This window comes from Ornithinibacillus bavariensis (assembly GCF_018333235.1).
Lineage (GTDB): Bacteria > Bacillota > Bacilli > Bacillales > Amphibacillaceae > Ornithinibacillus > Ornithinibacillus bavariensis.
In genome coordinates, this window is the sequence record NZ_BORP01000001.1 from 752872 (window position 1) to 771052 (window position 18181).

An 18181-nucleotide genomic window follows, 5' to 3' on the forward strand; every position below is an offset into this window, starting at 1 on the left:
TATTTTTTCTCGAAATGAAAAGGAATCTAAAAGAGTTAATTCTTTTAGATTCCTTCCTTAATATAGAAAGGAAGTGAAGCTTTGCTAATAAATCGTAAAATTAGACTTATACATCTTCATCGATGTCGAGGCATATCACGCCAAAAACTCCGTAGGCTACTTCAAATTGATCCTTCCCTTAAAAATGTCTTTCAGTTATCCTCCTCACAGTTAAGTAGATATCTTTCCACTAACCAAGAAAAATCTGAATTACTATACCAAGATTTACATAATGAAGAGATAATACAAGATATTTATCGTGATCAAAAACGATATTCGATTATTACTATACTTGACGATAACTATCCTCCTATGTTAAAAGCTATTAAGGATGCCCCAATCGTGTTATATGCAGCTGGGAATTTATCCCTATTAACATCTGCCCCCTTATTAAGTGTAATTGGTACTAGAAAACCATCTCCTTTGGCATATCCTAATATGAAATTTATCGTAACGCCACTAGTTCAGCAGAAATGGGTCATTGTTAGCGGAATGGCTAGGGGGATAGACAGCTATGCCCATCGATTGGCACTCCTTCATAAAGGGAAAACAATAGCCGTATTAGGTAGTGGATTTCATCATGTATATCCACAAGAAAATAGTATGCTATTCAAGCATATTACTCAAAATGGACTAGCTATATCAGAATATCCGCCTAATGTTAGACCAAAGCCTTATCACTTCCCCGAAAGAAATCGTATAATAAGTGGGTTGTCATTTGGTACACTTGTAATCGAAGCAACTGAAAAAAGTGGGACATTAATAACAGTTGATCAAGCTTTAGATCAAGGCAGGGAGGTATATGCAGTACCAGGACCACCTTATATTCTAGAATCAAAGGGTTGTCTGCAATTGATACAAGACGGAGCAAAACTAGTCCAAACCTATGAAGATATATTTTTAGACTGGGAAATTTTGAAGGATAATTGGTACCACATTACAGGTATTTTGAAATAAAGTTATATTGTATGTTTGACAAATGAAGCGTATATATTTAATATTAGTGAGGATTTAATGAAGAATTTTATTATTGAATAGAAAGTTAAAACTGAAAATATTGACATTTTAATTATCTATTCTTACATTAAGATGTATAGCACTTTTTAGGACACGAAGGATTTAGGATTACTTGTACTAGATTTTCGTTACCTCAGTTAAGGAGGAATAGAATGGCTGACTATCTCGTAATTGTTGAATCGCCTGCAAAAGCTAAAACAATTGAACGATACTTGGGAAAAAAATATAAAGTAAAAGCTTCCATGGGACATGTTATTGACTTACCGAAGAGTCAAATGGGAGTTGATGTAGAAGATGGATATAAGATAAAGTATATTACCATTCGAGGTAAAGGTGATATTTTAAAGGATTTGAAGAAATCTGCGAAAAAAGCGAAAAAAGTATTTCTTGCTGCCGACCCGGATCGTGAGGGTGAGGCGATTGCTTGGCATTTAGCTCATGCACTTAATGTTGATGAGAACTCTCAATGTCGAGTAGTATTTAATGAAATTACGAAGGATGCGATTAAGGACTCATTTAAAAATCCAAGGTCGATAGATACGGACCTTGTTGATGCTCAGCAAGCAAGGAGAGTACTTGACCGTTTAGTCGGTTATAATATTAGTCCTTTACTATGGAAAAAAGTGAAAAAAGGACTAAGTGCTGGGCGCGTTCAATCTGTTGCATTAAAACTAATAATAGATAGAGAAAATGAAATTAATAATTTTAACCCAGAAGAGTACTGGTCCATTGAAGGGGTTTTTAAAAAAGGAAAAGATACATTTGAGGGCTCCTTTTACGGAATGGACGGTAAGAAATTAGAGCTTAATTCCGAAAAGGATGTAAAAGAAATACTAGATATAATGGTGGATAAAAAGTTTTCTGTTGATAATGTTGTTAAAAAAGAAAGAAAACGAAATCCTGCAAAACCATTTACAACCTCATCCTTGCAACAGGAAGCAGCTAGAAAACTAAACTTCCGCGCTAAGAAAACAATGATGATTGCTCAGCAGCTGTATGAAGGAATAGATTTAGGGAAATCGGCAGGAGGTATTACTGGTTTAATAACATATATGCGTACTGACTCAACACGTATATCGGAAACTGCTAAACAGGAAGCGAAAGGGTTTATTGAACAAACCTATGGCGCTTCGTATCTCGGTGAAAACAAAGCTGAAAAACAAAAAGGGAATGCACAAGATGCACACGAAGCCATTCGCCCTACTTCCATACTTCGAGAACCTAGCATGCTAAAAGATAAACTTTCAAGAGATCAGCTTCGTCTGTATAAATTAATTTGGGAACGTTTCTTGGCAAGCCAAATGGCGCCAGCAATCCTAGACACGATGACTGTCAAAATGCTGAATAATAATGTAGAATTTCGTGCAACAGGCTCTACTGTAAAATTCAAAGGATTTATGAAAGTTTATATAGAGGGATCAGATGATAATCAAAAAGAAGAGAATAGGATGCTACCTGATTTAGAAGCGGGTATGGAAATTAATGCTGAAGAAATTAATCCAAATCAGCATTTTACACAGCCACCTCCACGTTATACAGAGGCAAGACTTGTAAAAACGATGGAGGAATTAGGAATTGGAAGACCTTCTACTTACGCACCAACAATTGACACGATACAACGTCGTGGCTATGTCACACTAGATAATAAACGATTTGTTCCTACTGAACTGGGAATTATTGTCATAGAATCCTTAAAAGAGTTTTTCCCTGAAATTATTGATGCAGACTTTACAGCTAAAATGGAAAATGATTTAGATGCGATAGAAGAGGGAAAGATAGAGTGGGTTAATATTGTTGATGACTTTTACAATGGCTTCCAAAAGCGATTAGCAAAAGCTGAAGAGGAAATGGATAAAGTTGAGATAAGAGATGAGCCTGCAGGAGTCACTTGTGAGAACTGTGGTCATGAAATGGTTTATAAAATGGGGCGATATGGCAAATTCCTAGCTTGCTCAAACTTTCCAGATTGTCGCAACACAAAGCCGATTCTAAAGGACATAGGTGTAACCTGTCCAAAATGTAAAGAAGGCAATGTAGTAGAAAGAAAATCCAAAAAACAGCGATTATTTTATGGTTGTGATCGATTCCCAGAGTGTGACTTTGTCTCATGGGATAAACCGATTGCAAGGCCATGTCCAAAATGTGATTCTTTACTCGTTGAAAAACGCGGGAAGAAAGAAACGCAAATTGTATGTACCAACTGTGATTATAAAGAAAATAGTCAAGGGTAATAAAGAGTCACTCAGGTTTCTGAGTGACTCTATTTAGGATAATCATAGGAAAAGTTTGATATTGGATTATCAAGGGAAAGAAAGTAATATAGCTTTTGATTATAATTTTTGGATAATTGGTAAAAATAATGTGTATAAAGTTAATTCGCAATATTTGAAGGTATCGAATTATGTCGAAAAATGAAGACTTCTTCGTTGACTAATTATTTCGTAATCGCTATAATAAAGCATTGGTAAGCGAATGTACTTGACACTATTATATACTAGAATTGGTTTATCATGTAAGATAATGCTTCAAAATAGTCACGAATGGGTAGGTATTGCAATCAATTCAGAATTTTGTTACAATTTTGTTAAATTTATTGCATTTCCGCCTCTGTGTATGGTATATTTTTAAATGGCTGTCAAGTTGAGGTGAGGATTTGGAACGCTTTGGTGAATATCAACAGTTGTTTACAGAATATCTTCAAATAGAAAAAAATGCTTCACCATACACAATAGAATATTACCAACATGATTTGCAGGAGTTCTTGTCTTTTTTATTGCAAGAGGGAATTATTGTGTTACAAGATATTGACCAACAAACTGTTCGACTTTTCTTAACAACACTTTACGATAGAAAGTTATCGCGGAAATCGGTATCTAGAAAAATTTCTAGTTTACGTACATTTTATAAGTTTCTCGAGCGAGAGGAAATAGTAGATTCCAACCCTTTTATGGTAATTACATTACCTAAGGCAGCTAAAACAATTCCGGGCTTCCTATATGAAGAAGAGATAGAAAAACTATTTGAAGTCAATGACTTAGCAGATCCGTTGGGTCAAAGGAATCAAGCTCTAATTGAAATTTTATATGGAACTGGAATCCGTGTAAGTGAATGTCAGCAGTTAAGGATTCGAGATATAGACTTTTCAATTGGTACGTTGCTTGTTAAAGGGAAGGGTAGGAAAGAGCGATACGTTCCATTCGGTACCTTTGCCGAAAAGGCACTTCAGGTATACATACAGGATGGTAGAAGGCAGCTACTTGAAAAGAACGGGACGAATGCTGAAGCTCTATTTCTAAACGCTAGAGGGAATTCTATCACAACAAGAGGAATTCGTTTAGTACTTGATAAAATGGTAGAAAAAGCAGCGCTAACTGTAAATGTTCACCCTCATAAGATCAGGCACACATTTGCGACTCATATGTTAAATGAAGGTGCAGACTTACGGACAGTTCAAGAGTTACTCGGACATGAAAATCTATCTACTACACAAATTTATACACATGTGACAAAGGATCATTTACGTAATATTTATTTAAATAGCCATCCGAGAGCTAAAAGTCGAGAATAACGGATGAGGTGATTTTATTGGCACAAGAAATTCATGCTACCACGATATTTGCCGTTCAGCATAAAGGTGAATGTGCTATGAGTGGTGATGGGCAAGTAACACTAGGCAATTCAGTTGTCATGAAGCATAAAGCAAAAAAAGTAAGAAGATTGTATAATGGTCAAGTGCTTGCAGGTTTTGCAGGATCTGTCGCAGACGCTTTTACCCTCTTCGAAAAATTTGAAGGGAAATTAGAGGCTTTTAATGGCAATCTGACAAGAGCAGCGGTTGAATTAGCACAAGAGTGGCGCAGTGATAAAGTACTTAGAAAGCTTGAAGCAATGTTAATTGTGATGAACAGAGAAAGTATGCTACTTATTTCTGGAACCGGTGAGGTAATCGAACCGGATGATGGAATATTGGCTATTGGTTCAGGTGGAAATTATGCACTAAGTGCGGGTAGAGCTCTTGTATCCTATGCAGAGCATTTGTCAGCTAAAGATATTGCGCTTGCAGCAATGAAAATTGCCGGTGAAATTTGTGTGTTTACAAACGATCAGATTACTCTAGAGGTACTAGACTAATGAGGAGGCCATAAATAAATGGAAATGAACTTTACTCCGAGACAGATCGTGAATCAACTTGATAACTATATCATAGGTCAGCACAGTGCCAAAAAGTCAGTAGCGGTAGCTCTTCGGAATAGATATCGTCGAACATTACTAGACGATAAGTTGCGAGACGAAATAGTCCCAAAAAACATTCTAATGATTGGTCCTACTGGTGTTGGTAAAACAGAAATAGCAAGAAGACTAGCCAAATTAGTTGGTGCACCATTTGTGAAGGTAGAGGCGACAAAGTTTACTGAGGTTGGATATGTGGGTCGAGATGTCGAATCCATGGTTCGTGATCTTGTGGAAATGTCCATGCGGATGGTCAAGGAAGAAAAGTTGGAAAGTGTCAAAGACAAAGCGAAAGAAGAGGCAGACAAAAAGCTAGTAAAACTGCTTGTTCCTAAAGTTAAAAAGCAATCCACTATTACCAACCCATTTGAAATGCTTTTTTCTGGAGGAGGAGGTCATGAAGACTCTGAAGAGAACGGAGAAAAGGATGAAGAGATTAAAAGTAAACGTAGTAGAATAGCACATCAGCTAGCATTAGGAGAGTTAGAGGACACAATTGTAACAATTGAAATTGAAGAGGTTCCCCCTTCCATGTTCGACTTATTACAGGGGTCTGGTATGGAACAAGTGGGAATGAATATGCAGGATGCATTAGGGCAATTTATGCCGAAAAAGAAAAAGAAACGCAAGCTACCTGTTTCCGAAGCGAGAAAAGTGTTAACCCAGCAAGAGGCACAGAAGTTGGTGGACATGGAGGAAGTTTCTCAGGAAGCAATAAAAAGGGCAGAGCAATCTGGAATCATTTTTATTGATGAAATTGATAAAGTTGCAGGGAAACATGACAACTCACCAAATGTTTCGCGTGAAGGAGTGCAACGAGATATTTTACCAATAGTTGAAGGATCAACAGTTGTAACAAAATATGGTCCTGTCAAAACGGATTATATGCTATTTATTGCTGCTGGGGCATTTCACATGGCAAAACCATCAGATTTAATACCAGAGCTACAAGGAAGGTTTCCAATTCGAGTAGAATTAGAAAAATTATCCATAGATGATTTTGTACGAATATTAAACGAACCTTCAAACGCTCTATTAAAGCAATATCAAGCTTTGCTAAAAACGGAAGGTATAAATGTCGTATTTACCGACAAAGCTGTTAATAGAATTGCTGAAATCGCTTATCAGGTCAACCAAGATACAGATAACATTGGTGCTAGGAGGCTTCATACAATACTAGAGAAGCTATTAGAGGATCTATCGTTTGAAGCACCGGACGTTTCTATGGAGACTGTGGAAATAACTCCTGAATACGTTGATCAAAAATTAAGCACAATTGTTAAGAATAAAGATTTAAGTCAATTTATCTTATAAAATATATTAAATGGAGGAAATCAGTAAAATGGAACTATTAGATCGCGCAAGAAAAATTAACTCAATGTTGCAAAAGGCTACAGGAAAATCAGTAAACTTTAATGACATGGCAGCATCTCTTACAGATGTTATCAAAGGAAATGTTTTCATTCTTAGCAGAAGAGGTAAGTTATTAGGTTATGCTATTAACCAGGAAATTGAGAATGAGCGCATGAAATCTATGCTGGAAGAGAGACAATTTCCAGAGGAATATACGGAAGGGCTATTTCATATTCATGAAACTACAGCTAACCTAGACATCGACAGTCAATATACTGTATTCCCAGTGGAGAATCGTGAATTATTTAAAACAGGTCTTACGACTATCGTTCCGATAATTGGAGGCGGAGAACGCTTAGGTACATTAATTATTGGTAGATTAAAGGAAAGCTTTAACAATGATGACCTACTGCTTGCTGAATATGGTGCTACAGTTGTAGGTATGGAAATCCTTCACGAAAAGACAGAGGAAATTGAAATGGAAGCTAGAAGTAAGGCAGTAGTGCAAATGGCTATCAGCTCCCTTTCCTACAGCGAGCTAGAAGCTATTGATCATATTTTCGAAGAATTAAATGGACATGAAGGGCTTCTAGTAGCAAGTAAAATTGCTGACCGAGTTGGTATCACTCGCTCCGTTATCGTAAACGCACTAAGAAAATTAGAAAGTGCTGGAGTTATTGAATCACGCTCACTTGGTATGAAAGGAACATATATCAAGGTACTAAATGATAAATTCTTAGTAGAATTAGATAGATTACGCTCTAGATAAATAATACTAGCAAGAGTAGGAAGTATGTAATTTATTTCTATCTGGTGTATAAGTTATATAAGCTAAAAATCCTAGACCAAAAGGTCTAGGATTTTTTATTTTGAAAGATAATTTACTTCACTAAATTTTATCACTTGGTAGTATAACAAATTTCTACACCAATATTTGCTGTTGTTTTCGCAAATAGTTAATAATACCTAGTTATTTGCTACTGTTTTCGGTGTTAAAGGGTAAATAATGTCGAATTTTGATGGACTTTAAAGCGGATATAAATTACAATATTCGTATATAAATTATATTTTTTGACCGTCAATAATAAAAAAAGAAATTTATTAGGGAGGTTTGAAATAAATGGAGTTGTTTGGTGGGACGATTAATACATTACAGCAATCATTAAATTATGCTTCAGTTAAGAACCAGGTGATTACGTCCAATATTGCCAATGTTGACACACCTAATTATAAAGCAAGGGACGTTGTTTTTAAAGATATCCTTCAAAACGAAATTTCCAATTCTATTACAGCTAAACGCACACATCCTAAACATATCCCGTTTAGTAATGAATCAAATCAACCATATAAAATTGTGGTCAACCAGGATACTACCTACAATCACAATGGAAACAATGTCGATATTGACAAGCAAATGGCTGAATTAGCTCAGAATCAAATTTATTATCAAAGTTTAATTGAACGTATAAACGGTAAGTTTAATAGTTTACAAACGGTGATAAAAGGAGGTAGATAATCGTGTCAATATTTAATGCGTTTAATGCTAGTGCGAGTGCATTAACCGCCAATCGCTTGAGAATGGATGTTATCTCCTCAAATATGGCCAATGCAAATACGACCAGGGCAACAATAAATGAAAACGGAGAATATGAACCATATCGAAGAAAAATGGTAAATATAGAGCCTACAGATAAAAGCTTCCAATCTTTTCTTCAGAAAGCACAAAATAAATCTACTAACCCTACTACAGGTGTGCGGGTTACAAGAATTGTAGAAGATGAAGAGCCTTTTAAATTAGTCTATGACCCTACACATCCTGATGCAAATGAAGAAGGATATGTACTTATGCCAAATGTAGATCCCTTAAAAGAAATGGTTGATCTAATGAGTGCAACAAGGTCATATGAAGCGAATATCACAGCACTAAATGCAAGTAAAAGTATGCTTATGAAGGCGCTAGAAATTGGTAGATAAGGAGAATAGTTATGAATCTCGGAGTTAATAGCATTACAAATACACCAATTGGTACTACTGTAAAAGAACAGGTCAAATCGCCTGGTGAGGCGCAAGCAAGCTTTGCAAATGTGTTTAAGAATGCCATTAACGATGTTAATGATTTACAAAATTTATCTGATAAGAAGACAGAGGCACTAGCATTAGGGCAAATTAATGACTTACACGATGTCATGATTACAGCTCAAAAGGCAAGTATTACATTAGAAGCAACTGTAGAGATTCAACGAAAAGTAATTGATGCATATAACGAGATTATGCGAATGCAAGTGTAGTCTTCTTATAAATATATCGGAAGATTTACCATTAATTTAATGTTTACATTTAAAATACATAATAATTTTATAGGCTTGATGGATGAAAACTATGGTACCGGTTGTGTTTAAGGAAGCCATGGTTTCTACAATTATTGTTTTGGAATTTGGCGGGGGAGTACATGAACGAAAAAATAATGAAATTTACAGATAAGGCAAAAACCTTTTGGTCAAATCGATCAAAGGGTCAAAAGGGAATAATAATTGGTTCTTCGATTGCAGTTATTGTATTAATAGCAGTTATTTCATTATTTGCGACGAAATCTAATTATGTACCATTATATAGAAATCTATCCGTGCAAGAGGTAGGGCAAATCAAGTCAGAATTAGACGCTAGAGGAATCCCGTATGAATTGCAAGATGCTGGGAAAACAATCTTAGTGCCAGATGAGCAAGCAGATAGCTTATTGGTTGACTTAGCGGTACAAGGTATTCCTGATAGTGGAAATATTGATTATTCCTTTTTTAGTAAAAATGCTTCTTGGGGTATAACGGATAATGAATTCAATGTAATGAAATTAGATGCGATGCAAACGGAGTTAGCAAACTTAATTAAACGCATTGATGGAATTAATGATGCAACCGTAATGATAACAATGCCGAAGGAACCAGTTTTCGTAAGTGAATCAACACAGCCAACAAGTGCTGCCATTATGATAGAGACTGCACCCGGATATAAATTCCAGGGGAATCAAATCAATGCTCTATACCAATTAGTATCTAAGGCGGTTCCGAACTTAGAACCAGAGAACATTAGTATTATGAATCAATACTTTGAATACTATGACCAAAACGCACAAAATGCTTCTGGATATGAAGATGCCTATGCATACCAACAAACTGTCAAGCAGGATATTGAACGTGATATTCAAAGAAGACTGCAGCAAATGCTTGGTACGATGGTAGGAATGAATAATGTGATTGTTTCCGTGACAGCAGATGTTGATTTCACAAAAGAAAATCGTGTGGAAGAAATCATTGAGCCGGTTGACCCCGAAAGTATGGAGGGTTTACCAGTTAGTGTGGAAACAATTCGTGAAACGTATACTGGTAATGGAGCTGCAGCTGGCGGGATAGCTGGTGCAGGTGATGAGGATATTGCTAATTATCCAGGTGGAGAAGAAGGCGACAACGGTGAATATGAATATGTTAAAGAAACTGTAAATAATGAATTTAATCGTATTCATAAAGAAATAGCAGAGGCACCTTATAAGGTTCGCGACTTAGGAATACAGGTTGCTGTAAATAAAAATGACTTAGATGCGCAACAGCAAATGACAGTAGAACAAGGAATTACCTCTATCTTAAATTCGATTATCACAACTTCAATTGATGGACAGGATGGAGAGGTTATTCCTGATGAAAAAACATCGATTGTATTCCAAGAATTCAATGGAAGTAATGCCTTACAGAAAGAACCAGGATTTAAAATCCCGCTATGGCTATACATTGTTGGTGGGCTCTTGCTACTAGTAATTGTCATCTTAATTATTCTGCTCATGGTTAGAAAGCCAAAAGTAGATGAAGAAATTGAAGAAGATTATATAGATACTTCAACGGAAACAGTTCCTGATATTGAAGTGGAAGATAATGACATGATACAGCGTAAGAAACAATTAGAAAAACTAGCGAAAGATAAACCAGAAGAATTTGCGAAATTACTTCGTGGCTGGATTGGAGAAGATTAGGGAGGTAGTAAAGTGGCTAGGCAACAAACAAAGTTAACAGGTAGACAAAAAGCAGCTATTCTCTTAATCTCTCTAGGGCCAGATGTTTCCGCTCAAGTATATAAGCATCTAACTGAAGAAGAGATTGAGAAGCTCAGTCTAGAAATTTCATCTGTTAAAAAAGTAGATACAGGTATGAAGGAAGAGGTAGTTGATCAATTTCATCAAATTGCTCTTGCACAAGACTATATATCACAAGGCGGTATAGGTTATGCTAAAACAGTTTTAGAAAAAGCGTTTGGTGAACAGGAAGCAAATAATATCATTAATCGACTGACATCCTCTTTACAGGTCAGGCCATTTGATTTTGCTCGAAAAGCTGATCCGCAGCAAGTATTGAATTATATTCAGAGTGAGCATCCACAAACGATTGCACTAGTTTTATCTTATTTAGACCCTGAACAAGCAGGTCAAATTTTATCTGCCCTACCTCAGGAAATGCAAGCTGATATCGCTAAAAGAATAGCTACAATGGATTCAACTTCACCAGAAATTATTAGTCAGGTGGAAGAGGTGCTTGAGCGAAATATTTCATCATCCTTTACAGAAGACTATACGCAAACTGGTGGTATTCAAGCTGTTGTAGAAGTGCTTAACGGTGTTGACCGAAGCACAGAGCGAACTATTTTGGATGCATTAGAAATACAGGATCCAGAGCTTGCAGATGAAATTAAAAAGCGGATGTTTGTATTTGAGGATATTGTTATTCTGGATAATCGGGCAATACAACGAGTTATTCGTGAAGTCGAAAATGAAGATTTACGTCTAGCACTTAAGGTAGCAAGTGAAGAAGTGAAGGAAATTGTTTTCAAAAATATGTCACAACGCATGGCTGAAACCTTTAAGGAAGAAATGGAATATATGGGTCCTGTTAGGTTGCGTGATGTAGAGGAAGCCCAGACTCGAATCGTAGCTTCGATAAGAAGATTAGAGGACATTGGCGAGATTGTAATAGCTCGTGGTGGAGGAGACGATATCATTGTTTAGTTCCGAACCCCAATCGAAACGTATAATTCAGCTTAAACCGATTCAGCGTCCAATTCAGGATAATGCTGATGATACGCTACTTCAATCAAAGTTGGCCCAGCTTGAGGGTGCGAAAGAGGAACTTGAATTAGTTCAACAACAGCAATTAAAAGTTCTTGAAGAGACAGAGAAACAAATCGAAGAGCAGCGTGAAAATTGGGAACAAGAAAAATTAGCTCTAATTGAACAGGCTAATGAAGCGGGTTATCAAGCGGGATTTGAGCAAGGGAAAGCAGAAAGTCTTTTCCAATTTAAACAATTAATCGAACAAGCTAATTCTATTATTCTAGCAACTAAAAAGGACTATGAAGCCACTTTGGAAAAAAGTGAAGAATCGATGCTTATGCTAGCAATTAAAGTGGCAGAGAAGATTATGAAACAAAAGCTTAGCGAGGAGCCAGAATCATTTTTACCCATTGTCAAGGATGCGATTCAAGCCATAAAGGATCAACGAGTTCTTTCTATATACCTTAGCCCTTCTAATTATGAATTTGTACTTGCTCAAAAGAGTGAGCTGGAAAGGGTTCTTGATTCGAGTGCTGAACTGTCAATTTTAGTCAATGAAAGCCTTCAAGATGGCAGTTGTGTGATAGAACATCCATTTGGGAGAATCGATGCAAGCATTGACACACAGTTAAGTCAAGTTAAACAAGTATTATATGAACTTGTAATGGAGCAGGGAGAATGAAGCTATCAATTTACCAAACAGTAATTGAAGAAGCAGATTTATACAAACGCTACGGAAAGGTTCAGCGCGTAATTGGTATCATGATTGAATCTATCGGCCCCGCAGCAAACATCGGAGAGGTCTGCTATATTCACTCTAGTATTAAAAACAACAGAAAGCCTGTTCTAGCAGAAGTTGTAGGATTTAATAATGAAAATATTATATTAATGCCCTATAACGAGGTGTCTGAAATTGGACCAGGCTGCTTAGTAGAGTCTACTGGGAAGCCATTAACTGTAAAAGTTGGTAGAGGTCTTATTGGTAAAGTAGTTGATTCTCTAGGAACTCCACTTGATGGCTCACCCTTACCAAAAGGCTTGACCAGCTATCTGACCGAACAATCACCACCAAATCCTATGTCTAGACCAACTATATCTGAACCAATACAAGTCGGAGTTAAGGCAATAGATTCACTACTTACAGTTGGTAGAGGACAGCGAATCGGGTTATTTGCTGGTAGTGGTGTAGGAAAGAGTACATTACTTGGCATGATTGCTAGAAACAGTAAAGCTGATATAAATGTCATTGCACTAATTGGTGAGCGGGGAAGAGAAGTAAATGAATTTATTGAAAAGGACTTAGGTCCTGAGGGGTTAGAAAAATCCATAGTTGTTGTAGCAACATCTGATCAACCTGCACTCATGAGAATTAAAGGAGCATATACCGCAACGGCAATTAGCGAGTACTTTCGTGATTTGGGCTATAACGTTAATCTCATGATGGATTCCGTAACGCGTGTGGCAATGGCACAACGAGAAATTGGTCTTGCAACTGGTGAGCCTCCAACGACAAAGGGATATACACCTTCTGTTTTTTCTGTTTTGCCAAAGCTTCTTGAACGAACAGGCACGAACAAGAATGGAACGATTACTGCGTTTTATACGGTATTGGTTGATGGTGATGATATGAATGAACCAATTGCTGATACAGTAAGAGGTATTTTGGATGGTCACTTTGTAATGGATCGAAAATTAGCGGAGCAAGGGCAATATCCCGCTATTAACACGTTAAAATCCATTAGCAGGGTCATGAATCAGGTCGTTTCAGAAGAACAATTGAAATTAGCACAAGAAGTAAGGACTCTACTTGCTAAGTATGAGGAGAATAAGGATCTTATCCAGATTGGTGCTTACAAACGTGGCTCTGATAATGAAATTGATAAGGCGATTAAATATCATCCTCAAATAATGACATTTCTAAAGCAAAGCATTTATGAAAAATTAACATTTGAGGAAACAGTAGAAAAACTTAAGGATGTGCTAAATGGGGGTAATTGATGATGGCAGGAACAGCTGTCTTATCAAAAATACTAGATATTAGAGAACGAGAGAAAAAAGATGCACAGATTGATTATTACAAAGCTGTTGATGTATTTGAGGATATCGCAACGAAGCTTTTCAATCTATTACAAAAAAAAGAAGCAGCTGAGGCAGCCTATGAAGAAGCTCTTCTTTCTAGTATGCATCTTGATTTTATTCAAGATCAGCTAACATACATAGATACCTTAACGAAACGGATTGATGAGCTACAGAAACAAGTACAACAGGCTCGTTCAATAATGGAATTTAAACAACAAAAACTTTCCGAAGCACATGTCGAAACAAAAAAGTTCGAAAAGATTATTGAAGTTCGTAACAACGAAGAGACAATAATGAGAAATAAAATGGAAGAATCCTTCATGAATGAATTGTCTATTCAACAATATCTTAGTCACAAAAAATAGGTGAGTACAATGGCGAAAGAAAAAGCTTTAAATGAAAAAGAAAAAATGAATCCTTTTCTCTGGTTCCTTTTTGCTATCGTGATACCAGTGATAATTGCGATAACATTAACGGTTGTTGTGTTCGCTGTGGCTGGGGTAGATGTCGTAAGCTGGGCAAAGAATACAGGTAATAATATACCAGTTCTTTCTTCGCTTATTACAACTGATGATGAGGCAAGAGAGAAAGCACAGCAAGAAAGTATAGAATCGAGACTAGACGCGAAGGATGCCGAAATAGAAAAGGTAAGTCAGGAGAAAAAGGAGCTTGAGGGAACCGTTGAGCAATTAAAGCAACAGATTACAAAGCTTGAAAGAGATCTTGATGCTGCACGTCAAAAACCTGGACAAGAAGACGATAAAAAAACCGTTAAACAAATTTCGAAATCCTTTACGAATATGAAAGGAAAACAGGCTGCTTTAATATTGGAACAGCTCGAACCAGGAACTGCTTACGTCATATTAAGTGAAATGTCAACTGATGATCGTGGTTCCATTATGGAAAATATGTCCCCTCAAGTAGCAGCAGAAATTACTAAATTCTTTATTAATGCAAATTAAGAATGGAAGTACTTGAAAGGAGGTGAAGAAATGGACGCGGTGAGAATGTTAATGCAACCAACAGTATTAACTGGAGAAATTACAACTAAATCTCAAAAGACGGTTAATACTTTGGATGCAGGGCAAGAGGACGCATTATTTTCCTTTCTGTTAGCAAAAATGGGAACTGATAATCCGATTTTTTCTGACAACATCCCAAATCCTCTGAACTCATCAACTGAATCAGAAAGTGCTGAACTAAGCTTATTAGATTTATTTAAGAGCTTGAACTTAGATTCAGAGGAATTTATGAAGGTTGATGAAGATAAGATAGAGAATTATCTTCAATCCATTTTGGTGGAAAGTCCTATACAATTGAATCAGGAAGAGTATGCAAAACTTGGTCAACAATTAGTTGCTATATTAGCAAACTTTGAAGACTTACTATCAACTGCTCAAGCTTCTGAGGATATTAAGAAAATTGCTCCAAAAATTTTAGAGCTCTTACAACAATGGTCAATGATTGAGCAAAAAATGCTAAGTTCAAATACAGTTACTGATCAGGTAATAGAGAGTGAAGGAACTAATGTAAAGGTTAATCAAGCATGGCATGATATTCTTCAAGCTTACCAAAAACGTACGAAACTAATGTCTAAACAGCAATTCCAAAGTGATGCCCAAGTGACTACAAAGGATGTAGTAAAGTGGATTGAAAATGCTCTGAAGAATCAACCGTTATCTGATAAACCTATTGTGTCTGGAGAGATGAACTACCAGAATAATGGAGTGATGCATAAGTTAGAGCAATATGTCATCTATGTTAATCCGAATCAAAGTGGGCACACTGTTGAGCAACAGTTAATGGAACAATTTCAGCAAGTAATTAAAACAAGTAAGTTTCTAGCGATGCCGAATGGGATAAATCAATTATCAATTGCGCTTAGACCAGAAAATCTTGGTGAGATGATGGTTCGTTTAACAGAAATTAATGGTGAGATGACTGTTAAAATTGTTGTTTCAACTCAAGCTGCAAAAGAAATGCTTGAATCTAATATGCATCAATTAAGACATATGTTTTCACCACAACAAGTCATTATTGAAAGACAAGATGTTACTGGTGGACAAGCCCAGAATCAGTCGAAAGAAGACAATGATCAACCATCATTTAATGAACAAGGACAAAGTAATTCTGACCAATCTAATCATCCAGAAAAGAATTCAAACGGGGAAGATTTTGAAGCTCGTCTAAGTGAATTGATTTATGAGAAAGTGTAGGTGAATAAGTTGCCGGTAATTGATCCCACATTATATTTAAAGAATCAATCGAATACTCGAGTTCCAAGTAACGAACTTGGGAAGGATGAATTTTTGAAAATTTTAATGGTCCAATTACAAAACCAGGATCCAACTAATCCAATGGAGGATCGAGAATTTATATCTCAATTGGCTCAGTTTTCTTCTTTAGAACAAATGATGAATATGACCAAATCTATTAATACACTTGTAGAAAACCAATTGATTTCGCCAATAGTTCAATATAGTCATATGATTGGTAAAATAGTAACCTATCAAAGCTTTGATATAGAAACTGGTGAAAGTTTAGGAAATAAGACAAGCAAGGTAATAGCAGTCAGCCAGCATCAAGGATATGCCGTTCTGGAATTGGAAAATGGTGAAAGGGTATATGCGGATGCCATTCTGGAGGTAAAAGCAATAGGGGAGTCTACTGAAGATCCTAAAGATCCTAAAGATCCTGAAGCTCCTGAAACTCCTGAGGATTCTGAATCCGCTATAGAGTAATATGGTCTACAACAAAGGAAGTGAGCGTTATGGATCATCGTATTCATCAGGTACCAAGACAGTATGCCTTACAATTTCCTAGCATTAAAAAGCCAAAGTCAACGGAATCCGGTCTTGACTTTAAAACAGTTCTCAAGGAACAGCAGGAACTTAAAATAAGCAAGCATGCGAATGAAAGACTTCAAGAAAGAAATATTCAATTAAACGACAGACAATGGCAATTGATTAATGACAAGGTGTCTGAGGCAAAAGAAAAGGGAATAACGGATTCTCTTGTTGTGATGAACAATGCTGCCTTGGTAGTAAGCACAAGAAATAATACGGTTGTGACAGCTATGAATTTGGAAGAAGCATCCAATAGAATTTTTACAAACATTAATGGAACTATTTTAATAAATGATTAGGCTGGACCCTTATGGGAAGCCATAAGCTGTTGACTGATTGATACAGCTATATAACCAATTAAAAGGGGAGAAAAAATATGTTACGTTCAATGTACGCTGGTATTTCAGGAATGAAAAACTTCCAAACTAAATTAGATGTTATTGGTAACAATATCGCAAACGTGAATACAGCTGGATTTAAAAAAGGCCGTGTGACGTTTCAAGATATGATGAGCCAGATGACACATGGAGCTCAGGCACCCACTGTTGGCATCAATGGGAATTTAATTCGAGGTGGAGTTAATCCAGCTCAAGTTGGCTTAGGCTCACAATTAGGTTCAATTGACAATATACACACACAAGGGTTTCGGCAAACAACGAATAATCCATTAGACTTTGCACTTGAAGGAGATGGCATGTTCGTACTTGCTACCGATCTTGTTCCGGGTGATTTACAAAATTCAAACGTTGCATACACTCGTGCAGGTAATTTTTATCTTGATGAAGATGGTAGGATTGTTAATCCTCAAGGGTTATATCTTATGGGATTTACCAAGGTGGAAAGTAATGCAACTCAATATAATGCTAAAGATGCTAATGGAAATGAAATTTCTATTACCACAGTAAATGGTGAAACTACTGTACAGTATGTTGATAGCAATGGAGAAGTCGTTACTGAAACAGGAGTGACTGTCACTGATAATGGTACAACGAGAACATATACATTACCATCAGATGGTACAACAATTACGCTTGATGGGACAAGTATTGTTAGTATAACAGGAGGCTCTGGCACGGTTGATTTTGATGCACCTGCAGACTACACTACCTCTAATATCCCGGTAGACAGCATTAATACAACCGGACAGGTAGGTACTATCCAAATTCCAGAAAACGCTCAAAGCTTTAGTATTCAAGCGAATGGAATTGTAAATTATGTTGATGAAAATGGAAATACACGGATTGCTGGGCAAATTGCGCTAGCAAACTTTTCAAACCCTGCTGGTCTTCAAAAGGCTGGTAGTAACCTATTTTTAAATAGTACAAACGCAGGCTACACCGGTCTTATTTTCCCTGAATCAGAAGGTGCTTCAATTGTCAGTGGCGCACTTGAAATGTCTAATGTTGACCTATCAGAAGAGTTCACTGAAATGATTACAGCTCAACGTGGTTTCCAAGCGAACACTCGTATTATTACTACATCAGATGAGATTTTACAAGAACTAGTAAACTTAAAACGATAATAGGGAGGT

General features: G+C 36.6%; 19 protein-coding genes. All 19 read left to right on the forward strand.

The annotated features are described in order from the left end of the window. Nucleotides 1–81 precede the first annotated feature (81 nt). The 19 genes from dprA (at nt 82) to KI338_RS03890 (ending at nt 18172) form a co-directional block, all read left to right on the forward strand. Nucleotides 82–996 carry a DNA-processing protein DprA gene (gene dprA, locus KI338_RS03800; RefSeq protein WP_212919628.1) on the forward strand — a complete coding sequence of 305 codons (915 nt, stop codon included), beginning with the start codon at nt 82–84 and terminating at the stop codon, nt 994–996. Between the two features lie 212 nt (nt 997–1208). Next, entirely contained in the window at nt 1209–3287 is a 2079-nt protein-coding gene (topA, locus tag KI338_RS03805; RefSeq protein ID WP_212919629.1) for a type I DNA topoisomerase, read from the forward strand. Between the two features lie 422 nt (nt 3288–3709). Beyond that, nucleotides 3710–4624 (forward strand): tyrosine recombinase XerC, encoded by a 915-nt coding sequence (xerC, locus tag KI338_RS03810; protein ID WP_212919630.1) that lies wholly within the window; start codon nt 3710–3712, stop codon nt 4622–4624. Nucleotides 4625–4641: 17 nt separating this feature from the next. Next, entirely contained in the window at nt 4642–5187 is a 546-nt protein-coding gene (gene hslV / locus KI338_RS03815) for an ATP-dependent protease subunit HslV (protein ID WP_212919631.1), read from the forward strand. Nucleotides 5188–5205: 18 nt separating this feature from the next. Then, nucleotides 5206–6600 (forward strand): ATP-dependent protease ATPase subunit HslU, encoded by a 1395-nt coding sequence (hslU, locus tag KI338_RS03820; protein WP_212919632.1) that lies wholly within the window; start codon nt 5206–5208, stop codon nt 6598–6600. 28 nt (nt 6601–6628) lie between these two features. After that, nucleotides 6629–7408, forward strand: coding sequence for a GTP-sensing pleiotropic transcriptional regulator CodY (codY, locus tag KI338_RS03825; RefSeq protein ID WP_212919633.1), 780 nt, complete (start codon nt 6629–6631; stop codon nt 7406–7408). Between the two features lie 351 nt (nt 7409–7759). Further along, entirely contained in the window at nt 7760–8155 is a 396-nt protein-coding gene (gene flgB / locus KI338_RS03830; protein ID WP_212919634.1) for a flagellar basal body rod protein FlgB, read from the forward strand. Between the two features lie 2 nt (nt 8156–8157). After that, on the forward strand, nt 8158–8613 hold the full coding sequence (gene flgC / locus KI338_RS03835; protein ID WP_212919635.1) for a flagellar basal body rod protein FlgC: 456 nt from the start codon (nt 8158–8160) through the stop codon (nt 8611–8613). 11 nt (nt 8614–8624) lie between these two features. Beyond that, on the forward strand, nt 8625–8927 hold the full coding sequence (fliE, locus tag KI338_RS03840; RefSeq protein ID WP_212919636.1) for a flagellar hook-basal body complex protein FliE: 303 nt from the start codon (nt 8625–8627) through the stop codon (nt 8925–8927). 161 nt (nt 8928–9088) lie between these two features. Beyond that, a complete protein-coding gene (gene fliF, locus KI338_RS03845) occupies nt 9089–10654 on the forward strand; it encodes a flagellar basal-body MS-ring/collar protein FliF (protein ID WP_212919637.1) in 1566 nt (521 codons plus the stop codon). Nucleotides 10655–10666: 12 nt separating this feature from the next. Beyond that, nucleotides 10667–11680 carry a flagellar motor switch protein FliG gene (fliG, locus tag KI338_RS03850; RefSeq protein ID WP_212919638.1) on the forward strand — a complete coding sequence of 338 codons (1014 nt, stop codon included), beginning with the start codon at nt 10667–10669 and terminating at the stop codon, nt 11678–11680. Then, complete coding sequence (fliH, locus tag KI338_RS03855) at nt 11673–12407, forward strand: flagellar assembly protein FliH (RefSeq protein ID WP_212919639.1); 735 nt, start codon at nt 11673–11675, stop codon at nt 12405–12407. The genes fliG and fliH overlap by 8 nt, the downstream gene beginning before the upstream one ends. Then, entirely contained in the window at nt 12404–13723 is a 1320-nt protein-coding gene (gene fliI / locus KI338_RS03860; RefSeq protein WP_212919640.1) for a flagellar protein export ATPase FliI, read from the forward strand. Before fliH ends, fliI begins: the two co-directional genes overlap by 4 nt. Next, nucleotides 13723–14169, forward strand: a complete 447-nt coding sequence (fliJ, locus tag KI338_RS03865; protein WP_244853325.1) for a flagellar export protein FliJ — start codon at nt 13723–13725, stop codon at nt 14167–14169. Before fliI ends, fliJ begins: the two co-directional genes overlap by 1 nt. A 9-nt stretch (nt 14170–14178) precedes the next feature. Continuing rightward, complete coding sequence (locus KI338_RS03870; protein WP_212919641.1) at nt 14179–14766, forward strand: MotE family protein; 588 nt, start codon at nt 14179–14181, stop codon at nt 14764–14766. Between the two features lie 30 nt (nt 14767–14796). Then, nucleotides 14797–16020 carry a flagellar hook-length control protein FliK gene (locus KI338_RS03875; RefSeq protein ID WP_212919642.1) on the forward strand — a complete coding sequence of 408 codons (1224 nt, stop codon included), beginning with the start codon at nt 14797–14799 and terminating at the stop codon, nt 16018–16020. Further along, nucleotides 16021–16545 (forward strand): flagellar hook assembly protein FlgD, encoded by a 525-nt coding sequence (gene flgD, locus KI338_RS03880; RefSeq protein ID WP_306345293.1) that lies wholly within the window; start codon nt 16021–16023, stop codon nt 16543–16545. Nucleotides 16546–16574: 29 nt separating this feature from the next. Beyond that, complete coding sequence (locus KI338_RS03885) at nt 16575–16949, forward strand: TIGR02530 family flagellar biosynthesis protein (protein WP_212919643.1); 375 nt, start codon at nt 16575–16577, stop codon at nt 16947–16949. Nucleotides 16950–17026: 77 nt separating this feature from the next. Further along, nucleotides 17027–18172: a flagellar hook-basal body complex protein gene (locus tag KI338_RS03890; RefSeq protein ID WP_212919644.1), complete on the forward strand. Its 1146-nt coding sequence runs from the start codon at nt 17027–17029 to the stop codon at nt 18170–18172. Nucleotides 18173–18181: the final 9 nt, after the last annotated feature.

Excerpts from the sequence above, each read along its gene's own strand:
- topA (WP_212919629.1), top strand. The coding sequence starts at position 1,209 with ATGGCTGACTATCTCGTAATTGTTGAATCGCCTGCAAAAGCTAAAACA.
- hslU (WP_212919632.1), top strand. The coding sequence starts at position 5,206 with ATGGAAATGAACTTTACTCCGAGACAGATCGTGAATCAACTTGATAAC.
- codY (WP_212919633.1), top strand. The coding sequence starts at position 6,629 with ATGGAACTATTAGATCGCGCAAGAAAAATTAACTCAATGTTGCAAAAG.
- flgB (WP_212919634.1), top strand. The coding sequence starts at position 7,760 with ATGGAGTTGTTTGGTGGGACGATTAATACATTACAGCAATCATTAAAT.
- fliE (WP_212919636.1), top strand. The coding sequence starts at position 8,625 with ATGAATCTCGGAGTTAATAGCATTACAAATACACCAATTGGTACTACT.
- fliF (WP_212919637.1), top strand. The coding sequence starts at position 9,089 with ATGAACGAAAAAATAATGAAATTTACAGATAAGGCAAAAACCTTTTGG.
- fliI (WP_212919640.1), top strand. The coding sequence starts at position 12,404 with ATGAAGCTATCAATTTACCAAACAGTAATTGAAGAAGCAGATTTATAC.
- fliJ (WP_244853325.1), top strand. The coding sequence starts at position 13,723 with ATGATGGCAGGAACAGCTGTCTTATCAAAAATACTAGATATTAGAGAA.
- KI338_RS03870 (WP_212919641.1), top strand. The coding sequence starts at position 14,179 with ATGGCGAAAGAAAAAGCTTTAAATGAAAAAGAAAAAATGAATCCTTTT.
- KI338_RS03875 (WP_212919642.1), top strand. The coding sequence starts at position 14,797 with ATGGACGCGGTGAGAATGTTAATGCAACCAACAGTATTAACTGGAGAA.
- KI338_RS03885 (WP_212919643.1), top strand. The coding sequence starts at position 16,575 with ATGGATCATCGTATTCATCAGGTACCAAGACAGTATGCCTTACAATTT.
- KI338_RS03890 (WP_212919644.1), top strand. The coding sequence starts at position 17,027 with ATGTTACGTTCAATGTACGCTGGTATTTCAGGAATGAAAAACTTCCAA.